This window comes from Aetokthonos hydrillicola CCALA 1050 (assembly GCF_017591665.1).
In the GTDB taxonomy this organism is placed as follows: domain Bacteria; phylum Cyanobacteriota; class Cyanobacteriia; order Cyanobacteriales; family Nostocaceae; genus Aetokthonos; species Aetokthonos hydrillicola.
Genome location: NZ_JAAKGC010000040.1, coordinates 55089 through 67693, shown reverse-complemented (window position 1 = coordinate 67693; position 12605 = coordinate 55089). Strand labels below are relative to the sequence as shown.

The following is a 12605-nucleotide window of genomic DNA, read 5'->3' as shown; positions in this document are numbered from 1 at the left end:
GCGGTAGGGTACGTTAGGCGCATTTTAAAGTATAATTTTTGACAAACAAACCAAATTTGCGCCGTAACGCACCGCTATTCATGGTAAGTGTATTTCAATGGATGTTAATCAACAAAAAGAACAATTTAGCATCACTTATATTAGAGCGATCGCCGCTGTTGCAGGATATTCTTTGTATAGACCAGAGGTTGATAACGACAGCATAGATCTAGGCATAGTCAGCAGAGGTGGTACAGGTAAAATCCTTTCTCCTAGATTGGAGCTACAATTAAAATGTACAGCCAAAGATATTCGCGGTGAAAATTATATTAAATATCCTCTTAACCTCAAAAATTATAATGATCTTAGAATAAATGCCCTTGTTCCTCGGATTTTGGTAGTCGTTTTAGTCCCAGAGAAAGTTACAGACTGGTTAAAACAAACAGAAGAAGAACTGTGCCTTAAACATTGTGCTTATTGGGTATCCTTATACGGAATGCCAGAGACTGAAAATACAACCAATGTTACTATCGAAATACCTCGCAGTAATCTGTTCACCGCAGACGCAGTCTTAGCCATCATTCAACGCATTAGTTTTGGGGGTTTGCCATGAAAGCTACTATTAAAGATAGTCAAATACTTAAAACTGTCGAGCCAGAAGTGTTAGAGACACATTTGCAAGAAACAGGTTGGCATGAAACAGGACGTATTTATAATGGTGCAGGCTCTATTTGGCGACTAAAAAAAGATGCTTCAGATGAATACGAAATCTTACTACCTCTCCAACACAATTTAGGAGACTATGCCGAAAGAATAAGCGATATATTAAAGACGCTAGAGGCAGTAGAAAATCGTTCGCAAGTTGATATATTAAGTCAATTTATTACCAACTATCCAAATTTTAGTTTGCAAGGTGTGGTTATGGAAATTACTACTCCGCAAATCGAGCAACTGAATGGAGAAGTTACTTTACTGTGCGTACTCTTCGATAAATTACAAGAAATTAAAACTCAATTAGCAAACCATGATTATATCTTAGCGATTAAAGCTTATCAAGAACGTTTACTAATTTGCTGCACGGGTGATTTAGTCAAAAAAGATAGTCATTTTATTCTCAATAATCCTCAAAATTTTAAAATTGACCAATCCCTTACTGTACAGAAGAAGTGATTAGAGAATACTTTTTAATCCACGTTTTTGAACGAGCTGCAATAGTTTAAGTGCTGTACCTGTTGGTCGCTTTTGACCACTCTCCCATTTTTGAACTGTTGAAACGCTGGTGTTTAAAATTGCAGCAAATACAGCTTGACTTACGTGAGATGTTTCACGAATTTCTTTAATTTTTTCAGGGTTTAACGGTTGTATGACGGGTAAACACAAACGATCAAATTCTCGCAGTGTGATTTGATCCATTACACCAGCTTTATGTAGATCTTTGGCAGTCTCGTGAACTGCTTCAAGAATTGCTGACTTCGTTTTTCTCATCGCAATCTACCTCTATTAAACCATCATTCTCTATGGATTTTTCCAGATCTTTAGGTGTGAGAGACAATAGGTGAGCAGATAGCTTTTTCAATCCTTCTTCTTCATCTTTGTCAATGTTACTACGCTCATTCTTTGCGAAGCCGTAAACGAAAAACCAGAGGTTTCCCATGTTGGTTGCAATCAGAGTGCGAAAACCCCCACGCTTACCTTGACCTGGACGCGCGACTCGCTTTTTTAGTAGTCCACCACCTAGATCTGCTTCGTAAAGCCCTTGTGTTATTTCAAGCACAGCATTACAAAGACTTGTATCATTTAGCCCTTGTTTTCGCGCCCAACGGTTAAACCATAGGGTTTTATAGATTGCCATGCTTTTTGATCCTCATGTTCATTGTATAGCACTAAGTACTATAAAAGGCAAGCCATTACAGCACAAAAGCAAGTTAATTTGAAGGTGTGTTTTGTTTCTCGCAGCAGGTAAACCCATCGAACCATAGCTGACACAAACATTTCGGGTGTAATTTCTGGACAATCTGATAAGTCAATGTTGGAATCAGTCGGAGCTTTGCGCAAAAATCTTAATAAAAAATTATCAAAAAACCTGATTTTTCCCGGTGTATCATCAGTATGTTTCCGAAAAAGCTCAACTTAGCGTTGTAGCTAATTTTATTAGCACCACATTTAATTTATTGTTTTCCTAGTTATTAGAGCTTCTATATGCATCCGAGGTTATTTGCTCAAATGTTGGCAAGGGTAGGAACAACTTCTGCAGTTGCAGCTTTGGTTTTCGCAGTCGTAGCCGCTACCACAAGCAACCAACCAGGTTACGCTGGATACGCTGGAAGAAACAAATTCTTTTGCGCACAGGAAAACGGTGAAACAGTTACCAAAGTAATTACCTCACGGGGACCTGAGACATTCATCCGTTGGGTTGTTAAGGACTTTAAACAATTCCCACCTCTAAAACGCTGTAATCTTGTTTCTAATCGATTCCTGCGCTATTACGACAATGGTAGTATTTTCATCACTAGTCGTGATAACTTCAATGGCTATCCGGTATTATGTATTTCTGACCAAAAAGGCGCTCCTTGCACATCAGACAATATCCTAGTTACCCTTAGACCAGGAGAAGATGCCGGACTTGCACTCAAGCAAATAATTGCTTTCCGTCGTGGTACTGGTACAACAACTATCGAACTAAGTGGTAGCCAGTATATCACCTATGAACAGGGTGATTTGTATCTTGATGTCAAGAAACTAGTTGACTCAACTGATAGTAAAGATAACGATCAGTCTTCTGTCACCACGAAACCTCGATCGCAAACCGTCGAACCTCGCTTTTAGTTGCGGAGTCACCTTAGATGGCTTGGAAATTTCTACAGCGAGGACTTAGTAACACAATATTATTGGTTGTTTGCCTCGGTGGTGTATCACTTGCACTATCAAGACCTCAACCAAATTGTACTAATTGCCATAAATCTGCTCTTTCCCAATCATCGAATCCACTTTTAATTCCACAACTACAACAATTGGCTCAAACAATCACAGTGAAAGTGTTGTCAAAAGAGTTACTTGGTTCAGGTACTCTGATCAAAAATGAAGGACAAGTTTATACTGTCATCACTAACGCTCATGTTTTGAGAGCCGCAAAGCCGCCTTATCGTATTCAAACACCAAATGGTCGTGTTTATAGCGCTACTGTTTCTCAAAATGTGCAATTTCAGAATGATGATTTAGCAGTGTTGCAGTTCCGTAGTCCTGATGTTGTTTATAGAGTTGCGACTGTGGGTGATTCATCTAACTTGAAAGTGGGGGAGCAGGTTTTTGTTTGTGGATTTACGTCTAATCTTTCTTCTGGACAATCACAGAGAGAAAAAAAAGACAAGTTTGTTTTTACCCCTGGTAAGATTTCGTTATTGTTAGAAAAGCCTTTAGAGCAAGGCTACCAAATAGGATATACGAATGATGTTCGTAAAGGCATGAGTGGGGGACCACTATTAAATAATAAAGGTGAAGTGGTAGGTATTAATAGCCTACACAAGGATCCAGTTTGGAATACACCAGAAGTTTATCAAGATGGTTCTCAACCGGAAGCCCGCTTGCAGGAACTAATCACACAATCTAGTATGGCTGTACCGATTAGAAAAGAACTATTGCAAAATCATCAGGAGAATCAATCATGAGGGTTGCTGGTATACTAACGGCAGCATTTGTTGGTACAGCAGTTGTCATAGTGCAACCAGCAGCTACAGCGTTGACACCACAGGAAATTGGTGAGATTGCTAGACAAATTACAGTCCAGATTGATGGCAAAGTTCCTGGCTCTGGGGTTATTATTGAGCGTCAAGGCAATATTTATACTGTTGTCACTTGTGAACACGTAGTACGACTTGGAGGTAACTACACAGTAAGAACACCAGACGGGAAACAATATACTTTTAAACAGAGTCAAGTAAAACCATTTCCTGGCGTTGATTTGGCGACATTTCAGTTTACGAGTACCGTAAATTACCGTGTTGCTGAAAAGGGAAATTCTGACCAAGTAACGTTAGGTACAAATATTTCTGTAGCAGGTTATCCCCAAGGAACATTTGACATAAGGTTTCTCAGAGGCGCAGTTTCGAGTCGGGTGACAAACCCAAACGATGGTTATGCGTTTGTTTATGATGTAGGGGGTTTTCCAGGGATGAGTGGGGGAGCTATACTCGATGATCAGGGTAAATTAATTGGGATTCATGGACTTGCTAAAACTCGTCTAGATACGAATGCTACCACTGTTTATGGGATTCCGTTAAAGACTTATTTAACTCTTGCGCCATCTGCGCAGCTGGTTGGAGTTGCGCCAGCACCAAAATTAACAAATAGACTAGTTTCAACTGTGCCTTTAGCAAGTAAATTTACTCTAGTTAAGACCCTAATTGGACATTCCCGAAAGCTGAATTCGTTGAATCAGTTTAAAGGAATAGTTTTTTCAGTCGCCTTTAGCCCGGATGGTAAAACTTTAGCTAGTGGTGGTTTCGACAATACTATCACAATATGGAATGTTGTCACTGGGCAAGAAATTTCTACCCTCAATGGTCATTCTATTTCGGTTGATTCAGTCGCCTTTAGCCCGAATGGTAAAACTTTAGCTAGTGGTAGTTCTATTTCGGACAATACTATCAAAATATGGAATGTTGTCACTGGGCAAGAAATTTCTACCCTCAAAGCTACTTCTAATTATAATTCAGTCGCCTTTAGCCCGGATGGCAAAACTTTAGCTAGTGGTAGTTGGGACAATACTATCAAAATATGGAATGTTGCCACTGGGCAAGAAATTGCTACACTCAGAGTTCATTCTGATCTGGTTGATTCAGTCGCCTTTAGCCCGAGTGGTAAAACTTTAGCTAGTGGTAGTCAGGACAAAACTATCAAAATATGGAATGTTGCCACTGGTAAAGAAATTTCTACCCTCAATGGTCATTCTAGTTCGGTTAATTCAGTTGCTTTTAGCCCAGATGGCAAAACTTTAACTAGTGGTAGTTCGGATAACACTATCAAAATATGGAATGTTGCCACTGGTAAAGAAATTTCTACCCTCAATGGTCATTCTAGTTCGGTTAATTCAGTTGCTTTTAGCCCAGATGGCAAAACTTTAGCTAGTGGTAGTGACGACAATACTATCAAAATATGGAATGTTGCCACTGGGCAAGAAATTTCTACCCTCAAAGGTCATTCTGATGCGGTTCATTCAGTCGCCTTTAGCCCAGATGGCAAAACTTTAGCTAGCGGTAGTTGGGACAAAACTATCAAAATTTGGCAGTTGTCTCAATAGCTGTTTAGGTTGGTTTGAGGAATGTAGACGCTGGAGTAGTTACGTAGGTTGGGTTGAGGAACGAAACCCAACATTTTTAGGATTTTGTTGGGTTTCACTTCGTTCAACCCAACCTACAATTTTCCTATTTAATTCTAGATCTGCTTCAATGACTCGATATCTTTTGCTAAGTCCCTTTCATTATAATGACGCTCTATTTTGTGTTGTCCCAATAGCTTTTGAAATTCTCATACAGATAAGTTAGCTAGCTGACGTGCTTGAGCAAAGGTAAAAATATTTTGTGCATATAGCTGTAAAGCTAATTCCTGACGGATAGCATACTCACCCTGATTTAAGGAGTCACGTGATATTTGCAAGTTTAATGGCTCAATATATTGACTCATTACGTTACTCGATCACCGGTTTGAAGGCTTCTTACATTATAGCAACTGTCGCATGAATCCTATTTATCAAGAGTTGGTGGAATATTTGATTTTTCTCTAATCTCGAATGAGTTGATCATGTCTTCTGCTAAGGATAAATATTTAGAATATTCTGTTACTTCTGCTATATAAGTAATATAGTAAGCTTTGCCATCTCTGACAGTACCTATTTCCATAACCTTGTATTTGCATTGTTCTTCCTGACGAGTATAAATTAATTTGTAAGCTCTAAAATTGGATAAAGTTGTTGATGGCTGTGAGTCTTCAGTAGGTTGTGAATTGGATTTAATTTTCTTAATATTTTGAATCGCGATATTTTTCGATTCATCCAAAGATCTTTTTTCTTGAGTGATATTTATGTGTATTTCTAAATAGCAAGTATTAACTGGATTATGATTAGTTGAAATAAAAGTAATTTCGTACTCATAAGAATCGCCTCCTTCTTGTGGTTTCCAATTTTCAGGATATTTGATTGTGATCCCTTTACTAGGATTGTTGTAGAGTAATAATTTTGGCTTAGGATTAACAATTTGATATAAAATCCATAAAATCAGAGGAGCGATCGCAACAACTACACCCACACCCAACCATACCTTCCAAGATCGAGATGTGGGTGGTTTGACTGAGAGTCCTTTAATAGCCTGCAATGCTTCTTCTGCTGATTGGTAACGCTGATCGTTTTCACGTCGCACCATTTTATCGATGATATTTGCTAACTTGGGACTAACCTGAGTGCGATCGCGCCAAACAATTTCCTTTGTTTGGGGATCTGTTGGTAGTCCTCCACCAATGCGAGGACTGGGATTTATCCCTGTTAAAGCTTGGATAGCAATGACACCAAGTGCATAAATATCACTACTGAGTGTTGGTTGACCTATTGCTTGTTCAACAGGCATATAGCCAGGAGTGCCTATTTGAGTTACAATAGCGGTCTGTCCTTGAGCATTCACGACTTGGGTAGTAATTTCTTTGACTGCGCCAAAGTCAATGAGTAAAATTTTCTTGTCAGACTCACGTCGCCGAATGTTTGACGGTTTCAAGTCCCTATGAATTATATTTTGTTGATGGACAAAGACTAAGACGTCTAAAGTATCTTGTAGAAGTTTAGTTACGTAAACTTCACTGAGTTGTGTCCCTGGTACTAATTCTCGACTGAGGTCGTAACCTTCTATATACTCCTGAACTAAATAGAATTCTTGGTTTTCTTGAAAGTGTGCGAGAAGGCGGGGAATTTGGTCATGATTTCCTAATCTTTCTAGTGTTTCTGCTTCCCTTTTAAACAGTTTTTCCCCAACTTTTAAGGTGCGTGGGTCATTAGACTTTGGTTTAAATAGCTTCACTACGCACCGAGGATTACCTGGTCGTTTTATGTCAACAGCCAGGAATGTAAGACCAAATCCGCCTTCTCCTAGTTTTTCAAGAATTTGGTAGCGTCCATCGAGAATACGACCTATCATTTAAGACACCAAGATATTCTGTAATTTTTATACCATTTCTTGGGGAAGAGTTAGATGTATACCAATTTTACACCCACCCTATTTGTCGATCCATCAACTGTCTCATAACTTTCAATTTGTCAGAGAAGCATTTTTCCCTCAGCCGATCAGTACCATCCGCTTGCACAAAAAGCAGTTTGCGCTTATAACAAATTTGTTATAGGATTGAGGGAGTGATACCGCTGGAGATCAAAGAAGTTGTCTGGCTGGGGGATTCCAGAAAGAACATGCAAGCCTTTCCGAAGCAGGTTCGCATCGATATGGGCGCGGCGCTGATGGCAGCGCAGTGTGGAGAAACCGCAGCGCATGTCAAGCCCTTCAAGGGCGTGGGCAGCGGCGTCTTCGAGATCGCCGAGCGCTACAGCAAGGACGCCTACCGCCTGATCTATGCTGTCCAGATCGGCGATCACATCTATGTGCTGCACGCCTTTCAGAAGAAGTCCAAGTCCGGCATCGCCACGCCGAAACAGGACGTCGATCTCATCAGAAAACGCTACAAGGAAGCACAGGAGCACGCAAGCCATGACTGATACGGAAAAAAGCCAGATTGAAGCTGGTTCCGGCAACGTCTTCGCCGATCTCGGGCTTGAAGACGCGGAAGAGCTTTACACCCGCACGGCACTTGGTATCCAGGTGATGCGGATCTTGAGAGAGCGCAATTATAGCCAGAAGGAAGCGGCGGATCTCCTCCAGATCAAACAGCCGGAAGTGTCCGCGCTTATGCGTGCCAAATTCAGCCGCTTCAGCCAGGAAAGGCTCATAGGATTTCTCAACCGGCTCAATCAAAAAGTGACCATTCAGGTCAGCGATCATCGTCAGGGTGAGCCGTATCAGCAAGTCATCTTCAGTCCGTGAATCGATGCGTTAAAGCTTGGATAGCAATAACACCAAGTACATAAATATCACTACTGAGTGTTGGTTGACCTATTGCTTGTTCAACAATCCGCCTTGTCCGATCTGTTCAAGAATTTGGTAGCCCCCGTCGACAATACGACCTATCATCTAAGTCACCAAAATATTCTGTAATTCTTGTATCCTCTTTTCGAGGGGTAATCACGCAGATTTTTCAAGTTTCTAACCAGTTATCTAATTTCAGGTTGGGAATATTGATAAAATCTTTAATATTATTAGTAACAAGAATATCGTCATGAGAACGAGCTACAGCAGCAATCAAAGCATCAAATTCTCCAGTTGGTTTCCCGATTTTTCTAAGTTCGCTTTGAATTTTACCAAATTCGATAGCTGCATCTAAATCAAAAGGTTTTACTGGTAAGAGTTCTGTGAACTGTGCTAATATCTCTAGATTTTTGGCTACCTGTTGAGAACAATAAATGCCTTTATATAATTCTGACACTACAATGATAGAGAGATAACATTGACTGAAAAAGCGATTAAATTTAGTAACAGCTTGGGGATTCTCGTTCAGCAGTGCAATGCAAATGTTGGTATCTAATAGATACATTAACCGTTATCCTCATTATCAAGTGAGTCTATAGTTCTGCCTTGATAAATATGGCGTTGTTGGTCAATTTCTGTAAAGATTTCTGTTAATTCCGGTTGCGTCTTCCAAGCCCCAAATAATTGATTGAGTCTAGCTAGTCTCTCTGAGTCTGTTAATGATGTTTGTGGTTCTGTAATTTGATTGGCGATAAATTCTACATCTACTATTATTTCTGTCCCATCTGGAATATTATTAAGTTGTTCTAAGATTTCAATATTTTGACCACGCTTGATGCCTCTAACCTTCATATCTAATTATCTCCTGTAATTATTAGTTTACGGTTAATGGTTAAGGATGAACAGTTCAACTATTCCTATCGTCGATTTCCTCATACCAATTTTTTGTGAAGCTGCACATTATTTTTACCCCCCTGTAGTCCCCCCTTGGTAAGGGGGGACGGCGTAGCCAGGGGTCAATGTATGGAGCTTCATATAAAAATGGTATCAGAGCTTACATCTTTAAATATAAATACTAAATTAACGCCACAAAAGTATCGAAGATTGAACGATAAAACATTCGTTTCCATTCCTCTTATAGAGGAATTTAGCTCTTAGACAGGGATTTATAATCCCTGGCTGATTTAAATGCAGTCGCACAATCAGTATCGTCGCGGTAGCATTTATATTTATCATTTTATTGGTGCAAGATATGAGTTTCCCATTTCCCTATTTCCCAATACAAAACTTACTAAAAATCCGATCAAGCACAGACTCCGTCACCTCTTCACCTGTAATTTGCCCTAAAGCATGAATTGCACCTCGCAAATCAATTGTCCAGAAATCAAGAGGTAGTTGCTGAGTAATTGTTGCTTGAACTTGTTCCAAAGAAATTTTCGCTTGTGTTAATGCTGCTGCTTGGCGTTGGTTAATTGCTAAATCTAAATCAGCCGCTTGTACTTTCCCTGCTTGCACTGTTGTTAAAATTGCTGCTTCTAAAGCTTCAATTCCTTGGTTTTGGGCTGCTGCTGTTTTCACAATCTGGTTAATTATCTCAGGATAATGCACCTCATCCGGTGATGCTAAGTCGATTTTATTAATTACGAGAATTAACGGACGATGTTGCACTTGTTCGTAAATTTCTTGATCTTCTGCTGTCCACCCTGCTGTGGCGTCGATGGTGAATAGTACGAGATCAGCAACATTTGCCGCACGGCGCGATCGCTCAACTCCAATTTTTTCGACTTGGTCTTGTGTCTCCCGAATCCCCGCCGTATCTAGAACTTGCACAGGAATTCCGCCTACCACAAGCTGAGATTCCACCACATCACGTGTTGTACCAGGCAAAGGAGTGACAATAGCGCGATCGCTCCTACTCCAAGCGTTCAACAAACTTGATTTCCCGACATTTGGACGCCCAACAATTGCAACTTTTAAACCTGTGCGGAGTAATTCACCTTTATCTGCTGTTGCTAATAACTTTTTTATCTCTGTTGAAATTTTCTCGATCTCTGATATTATGGCACTATGATCCAACGGGGGTAAATCTTCTTCAAAATCTATCCGAGCTTCAATTTCAGCTAAGATATCTAAACAGTTAGCGCGTAACTGTTTTATGGGATGAGCTAATTTACCCTGCAAACCAGCTAGTGCTGTTACTGCTGCTTGGGGCGATCGCGCACCTACCAAATCAGCAATACTTTCTGCCTGAGTCAGATCCAACCGTCCATTCAAAAATGCACGAAGCGTAAATTCTCCTGGTTGTGCTAATCTTGCACCATTTTCCAGACACAATTGTAATACTTGCTGGACTGCCATGATTCCGCCGTGGCAATGAAACTCCACCACATCTTCACGAGTATAGGAACGAGGCGCTTTCATTATCAGCAAAAGTGCTTCATCAACTAGTTCCTGGGTTTGATGATGGCGGATATAGCCATAGAGAATTCGGTGACTTTCCCAAACTTGTTTGCCTGGTGCGTGGAAAAGAGTTTGGGCGATGTGCATTGCTTCTGAACCCGATACGCGCACGATCCCAACACTACCTTGTTGAGGAACAACAGCAGTGGCGATCGCGGTAATCGTTCCAGTTGTGGCGAATATTTCCGACATCAGCGCCCTTTTACATGAACAGAATATACAACCTTGTTAAATTCAGAAGTCAGAATCATTTAAGTTCGCAATTCAAACCCCTTCATTCTGACTCCTGACTCCTGAATTCTTTAAACCAATAATTGATATTTCTCCTGCGCTAAGCGATAAAGGGGACGCCAAACGAGGCGATTTGTCAGTACTACTAACAAAGACATGACTGTTGTTGCTGCTAAAAGTAATGCAAAATTACCACTGGCTGTTGCTTGAGAAATCGTAGCACCAAGTCCAGTCGTTGTTTTTACGTGTCCTTGGAATGTGACGTACTCGCTTACAATGCTAGCATTCCAAGCACCGCCAACAGCAGTAATGATCCCTGTAATTAGGTAAGGAAAAATTCCTGGCAAAATTAAAGTGCGCCACCGTTGCACACGGGAAAGTTTATACACTCGTGCAGCTTCGAGCAGATCTGATGGAATAGATTGTGCTCCAGCAATAACGTTGAACAAAATATACCACATTGTTCCCAGCATCATCAAAGCTACTGAAGCAATATTCAAACCACCAGCAACACGGGTTAACCAGAGCAACAAAACTGGGAATAATGCTGTTGCTGGGACAGAAGCAGCAATCTGTACCACTGGCTGCAAAATTTGAGCTAGGCGAGGATTGCGACCAATAGCGACTCCTACAGGTACAGTCCACAGCAGAGATAACACCAAAGCAACAATAACCCGCAAAGCAGTAAACCCAGCTGCTATCATCACTTGTTGCCATTCAGCCCAATCCAATTTCTTGAGCAATAAAACAGCTTCCCATGTACCCCATAAAACGATCAAGGAAAAACCACTGAGAAACAACCAATTGACCAACTCAGGTACGTTAAATTTTCCTTTTGGGTTGATTTGTAGGGTTCGAACGGGAAATGCTCGAATCAATCCATAATCAAGGGCTGTTCGAAATGGTTGCAAGAAGCGATCGCTCAAAATCCTAAAAGTAGGGGATCTACGCAGAATATCCAATATCCAAGATTGTGGCGTACTTTCTGCCTCAACCATCTCTAACTTAAATTTTTCTGCCCAAGCGATCAATGGTCGCCATACAAAAAAATCAATCGCCACTATTACCCCAATTAAAACAACCAAGCCCCATAGCAGAGCTGTGTAATCTTCTTTATTAGCAGCTGTACCTAAAAAAGAACCTAGTCCTGGTAAGCGGAAATCTCTTTTCCCCAAGGTAAATGACTCAATCGCTATTAAGAAAAACCATCCCCCAGCAAACGACATCACACTGTTCCAGACTAACCCAATTGCACCTGCCGGTAATTCCAAAGTCCAAAACCTTTGCCATAAATTTAGCCGGTAAACACGGGCTGCTTCTAGTAATTCCTGCGGGATACTACGGAGTGACTGGTAAAAACTAAACGTCATATTCCAGGTCATTCCCGTAAAAATCAACAAGATAGATGCCAGTTCTACTCCGATTCTTTGGCCAGGAAACAAGGCAATGAGAGCAAGCACAACTCCTGGTAAAAAAGACAACACTGGAATTGATTGTAGAATATCCAACAGAGGAATCAGAATCAGTGCTGCTATGCGCGATCTATAAGCCGTGTATGCATATACAAGGGTAAACACTAATGAGAGAAAATAAGCAACCCCCATGCGAACTAGAGTTTGGGCAGTGTATGCTGGTAGAGCACTTATGTTTGTTGATATTGTTAAATTAGGGTTAAAAGTACCACTAAAATTAGAGGCAGTTCTAACAATTGCCAAAATCAAGCTAATGATAGCCAGAATCAGCAACCCATCTTGCCAAGTCCAATTTGAATCCGGGGTTTTATTAGCGGGGGTAAGAGGACGGGTCATAATATCTTATTGAATT

Annotated in this window: 15 protein-coding genes; 7 read left to right on the top strand and 8 right to left on the bottom strand. The window is 40.6% G+C overall.

Annotated features, from left to right (window positions below):
- Positions 1-97: 97 nt before the first annotated feature.
- Together G4P69_RS20200 and G4P69_RS20195 are read left to right on the top strand one after the other, a co-directional pair.
- Positions 98-592 carry a DUF4365 domain-containing protein gene (locus G4P69_RS20200; RefSeq protein WP_208342243.1) on the top strand — a complete coding sequence of 165 codons (495 nt, stop codon included), beginning with the start codon at positions 98-100 and terminating at the stop codon, positions 590-592.
- On the top strand, positions 589-1149 hold the full coding sequence (locus tag G4P69_RS20195; protein WP_208342244.1) for a hypothetical protein: 561 nt from the start codon (positions 589-591) through the stop codon (positions 1147-1149). The genes G4P69_RS20200 and G4P69_RS20195 overlap by 4 nt, the downstream gene beginning before the upstream one ends.
- On the opposite strand, the gene G4P69_RS20190 is transcribed toward G4P69_RS20195, so the two are convergent.
- Together G4P69_RS20190 and G4P69_RS20185 are read right to left on the bottom strand one after the other, a co-directional pair.
- A complete protein-coding gene (locus tag G4P69_RS20190; RefSeq protein WP_208342245.1) occupies positions 1150-1464 on the bottom strand; it encodes a helix-turn-helix domain-containing protein in 315 nt (104 codons plus the stop codon).
- On the bottom strand, positions 1436-1831 hold the full coding sequence (locus G4P69_RS20185; protein ID WP_208342246.1) for a type II toxin-antitoxin system RelE/ParE family toxin: 396 nt from the start codon (positions 1829-1831) through the stop codon (positions 1436-1438). Before G4P69_RS20185 ends, G4P69_RS20190 begins: the two co-directional genes overlap by 29 nt.
- A gap of 347 nt (positions 1832-2178) precedes the next feature.
- Here G4P69_RS20185 and G4P69_RS20180 point away from each other — a divergent pair, with 347 nt between their 5' ends.
- From G4P69_RS20180 to G4P69_RS20170, 3 genes are read left to right on the top strand one after another with little or no spacing between them, the layout of a single operon-like run.
- Positions 2179-2805, top strand: coding sequence for a COP23 domain-containing protein (locus G4P69_RS20180; protein ID WP_208342247.1), 627 nt, complete (start codon positions 2179-2181; stop codon positions 2803-2805).
- Positions 2806-2822: 17 nt separating this feature from the next.
- Positions 2823-3644 carry a S1 family peptidase gene (locus G4P69_RS20175; RefSeq protein ID WP_208342248.1) on the top strand — a complete coding sequence of 274 codons (822 nt, stop codon included), beginning with the start codon at positions 2823-2825 and terminating at the stop codon, positions 3642-3644.
- Positions 3641-5275 (top strand): WD40 domain-containing protein, encoded by a 1635-nt coding sequence (locus G4P69_RS20170; protein WP_208342250.1) that lies wholly within the window; start codon positions 3641-3643, stop codon positions 5273-5275. The genes G4P69_RS20175 and G4P69_RS20170 overlap by 4 nt, the downstream gene beginning before the upstream one ends.
- A gap of 227 nt (positions 5276-5502) precedes the next feature.
- On the opposite strand, the gene G4P69_RS39330 is transcribed toward G4P69_RS20170, so the two are convergent.
- Together G4P69_RS39330 and G4P69_RS20160 are read right to left on the bottom strand one after the other, a co-directional pair.
- Positions 5503-5658: a UPF0175 family protein gene (locus tag G4P69_RS39330; RefSeq protein ID WP_243902432.1), complete on the bottom strand. Its 156-nt coding sequence runs from the start codon at positions 5656-5658 to the stop codon at positions 5503-5505.
- 59 nt (positions 5659-5717) lie between these two features.
- Positions 5718-7154, bottom strand: a complete 1437-nt coding sequence (locus tag G4P69_RS20160) for a serine/threonine-protein kinase (protein ID WP_208342252.1) — start codon at positions 7152-7154, stop codon at positions 5718-5720.
- A gap of 212 nt (positions 7155-7366) precedes the next feature.
- Between G4P69_RS20160 and G4P69_RS20155 the strand changes: the two genes are divergently transcribed.
- Together G4P69_RS20155 and G4P69_RS20150 are read left to right on the top strand one after the other, a co-directional pair.
- Positions 7367-7723, top strand: a complete 357-nt coding sequence (locus tag G4P69_RS20155; RefSeq protein ID WP_310833854.1) for a type II toxin-antitoxin system RelE/ParE family toxin — start codon at positions 7367-7369, stop codon at positions 7721-7723.
- On the top strand, positions 7716-8048 hold the full coding sequence (locus G4P69_RS20150; RefSeq protein ID WP_208342254.1) for a helix-turn-helix domain-containing protein: 333 nt from the start codon (positions 7716-7718) through the stop codon (positions 8046-8048). The genes G4P69_RS20155 and G4P69_RS20150 overlap by 8 nt, the downstream gene beginning before the upstream one ends.
- Before the next feature lie 211 nt (positions 8049-8259).
- Here the strand turns inward: G4P69_RS20150 and G4P69_RS20145 are convergent, their stop codons facing one another.
- The 4 genes from G4P69_RS20145 to G4P69_RS20130 all read right to left on the bottom strand — a co-directional run bounded on the left by G4P69_RS20145 (position 8260) and on the right by G4P69_RS20130 (position 12589).
- Complete coding sequence (locus G4P69_RS20145) at positions 8260-8655, bottom strand: type II toxin-antitoxin system VapC family toxin (RefSeq protein WP_208342256.1); 396 nt, start codon at positions 8653-8655, stop codon at positions 8260-8262.
- Positions 8655-8942, bottom strand: coding sequence for a hypothetical protein (locus tag G4P69_RS20140; RefSeq protein ID WP_208342257.1), 288 nt, complete (start codon positions 8940-8942; stop codon positions 8655-8657). The genes G4P69_RS20145 and G4P69_RS20140 overlap by 1 nt, the downstream gene beginning before the upstream one ends.
- A 417-nt stretch (positions 8943-9359) precedes the next feature.
- On the bottom strand, positions 9360-10742 hold the full coding sequence (mnmE, locus tag G4P69_RS20135) for a tRNA uridine-5-carboxymethylaminomethyl(34) synthesis GTPase MnmE (protein ID WP_208342258.1): 1383 nt from the start codon (positions 10740-10742) through the stop codon (positions 9360-9362).
- 110 nt (positions 10743-10852) lie between these two features.
- A complete protein-coding gene (locus G4P69_RS20130; RefSeq protein WP_208342261.1) occupies positions 10853-12589 on the bottom strand; it encodes an ABC transporter permease in 1737 nt (578 codons plus the stop codon).
- Positions 12590-12605: the final 16 nt, after the last annotated feature.

What these genes read in the sequence shown, in the direction of transcription:
- G4P69_RS20130 (WP_208342261.1), bottom strand. Translation starts at nt 12,589, where the DNA reads ATGACCCGTCCTCTTACCCCCGCTAATAAAACCCCGGATTCAAATTGG.
- G4P69_RS20195 (WP_208342244.1), top strand. Translation starts at nt 589, where the DNA reads ATGAAAGCTACTATTAAAGATAGTCAAATACTTAAAACTGTCGAGCCA.
- G4P69_RS39330 (WP_243902432.1), bottom strand. Translation starts at nt 5,658, where the DNA reads ATGAGTCAATATATTGAGCCATTAAACTTGCAAATATCACGTGACTCC.
- G4P69_RS20200 (WP_208342243.1), top strand. Translation starts at nt 98, where the DNA reads ATGGATGTTAATCAACAAAAAGAACAATTTAGCATCACTTATATTAGA.
- G4P69_RS20170 (WP_208342250.1), top strand. Translation starts at nt 3,641, where the DNA reads ATGAGGGTTGCTGGTATACTAACGGCAGCATTTGTTGGTACAGCAGTT.
- G4P69_RS20145 (WP_208342256.1), bottom strand. Translation starts at nt 8,655, where the DNA reads ATGTATCTATTAGATACCAACATTTGCATTGCACTGCTGAACGAGAAT.
- G4P69_RS20140 (WP_208342257.1), bottom strand. Translation starts at nt 8,942, where the DNA reads ATGAAGGTTAGAGGCATCAAGCGTGGTCAAAATATTGAAATCTTAGAA.
- G4P69_RS20160 (WP_208342252.1), bottom strand. Translation starts at nt 7,154, where the DNA reads ATGATAGGTCGTATTCTCGATGGACGCTACCAAATTCTTGAAAAACTA.
- G4P69_RS20185 (WP_208342246.1), bottom strand. Translation starts at nt 1,831, where the DNA reads ATGGCAATCTATAAAACCCTATGGTTTAACCGTTGGGCGCGAAAACAA.
- G4P69_RS20150 (WP_208342254.1), top strand. Translation starts at nt 7,716, where the DNA reads ATGACTGATACGGAAAAAAGCCAGATTGAAGCTGGTTCCGGCAACGTC.
- G4P69_RS20180 (WP_208342247.1), top strand. Translation starts at nt 2,179, where the DNA reads ATGCATCCGAGGTTATTTGCTCAAATGTTGGCAAGGGTAGGAACAACT.
- G4P69_RS20175 (WP_208342248.1), top strand. Translation starts at nt 2,823, where the DNA reads ATGGCTTGGAAATTTCTACAGCGAGGACTTAGTAACACAATATTATTG.
- G4P69_RS20190 (WP_208342245.1), bottom strand. Translation starts at nt 1,464, where the DNA reads ATGAGAAAAACGAAGTCAGCAATTCTTGAAGCAGTTCACGAGACTGCC.
- mnmE (WP_208342258.1), bottom strand. Translation starts at nt 10,742, where the DNA reads ATGTCGGAAATATTCGCCACAACTGGAACGATTACCGCGATCGCCACT.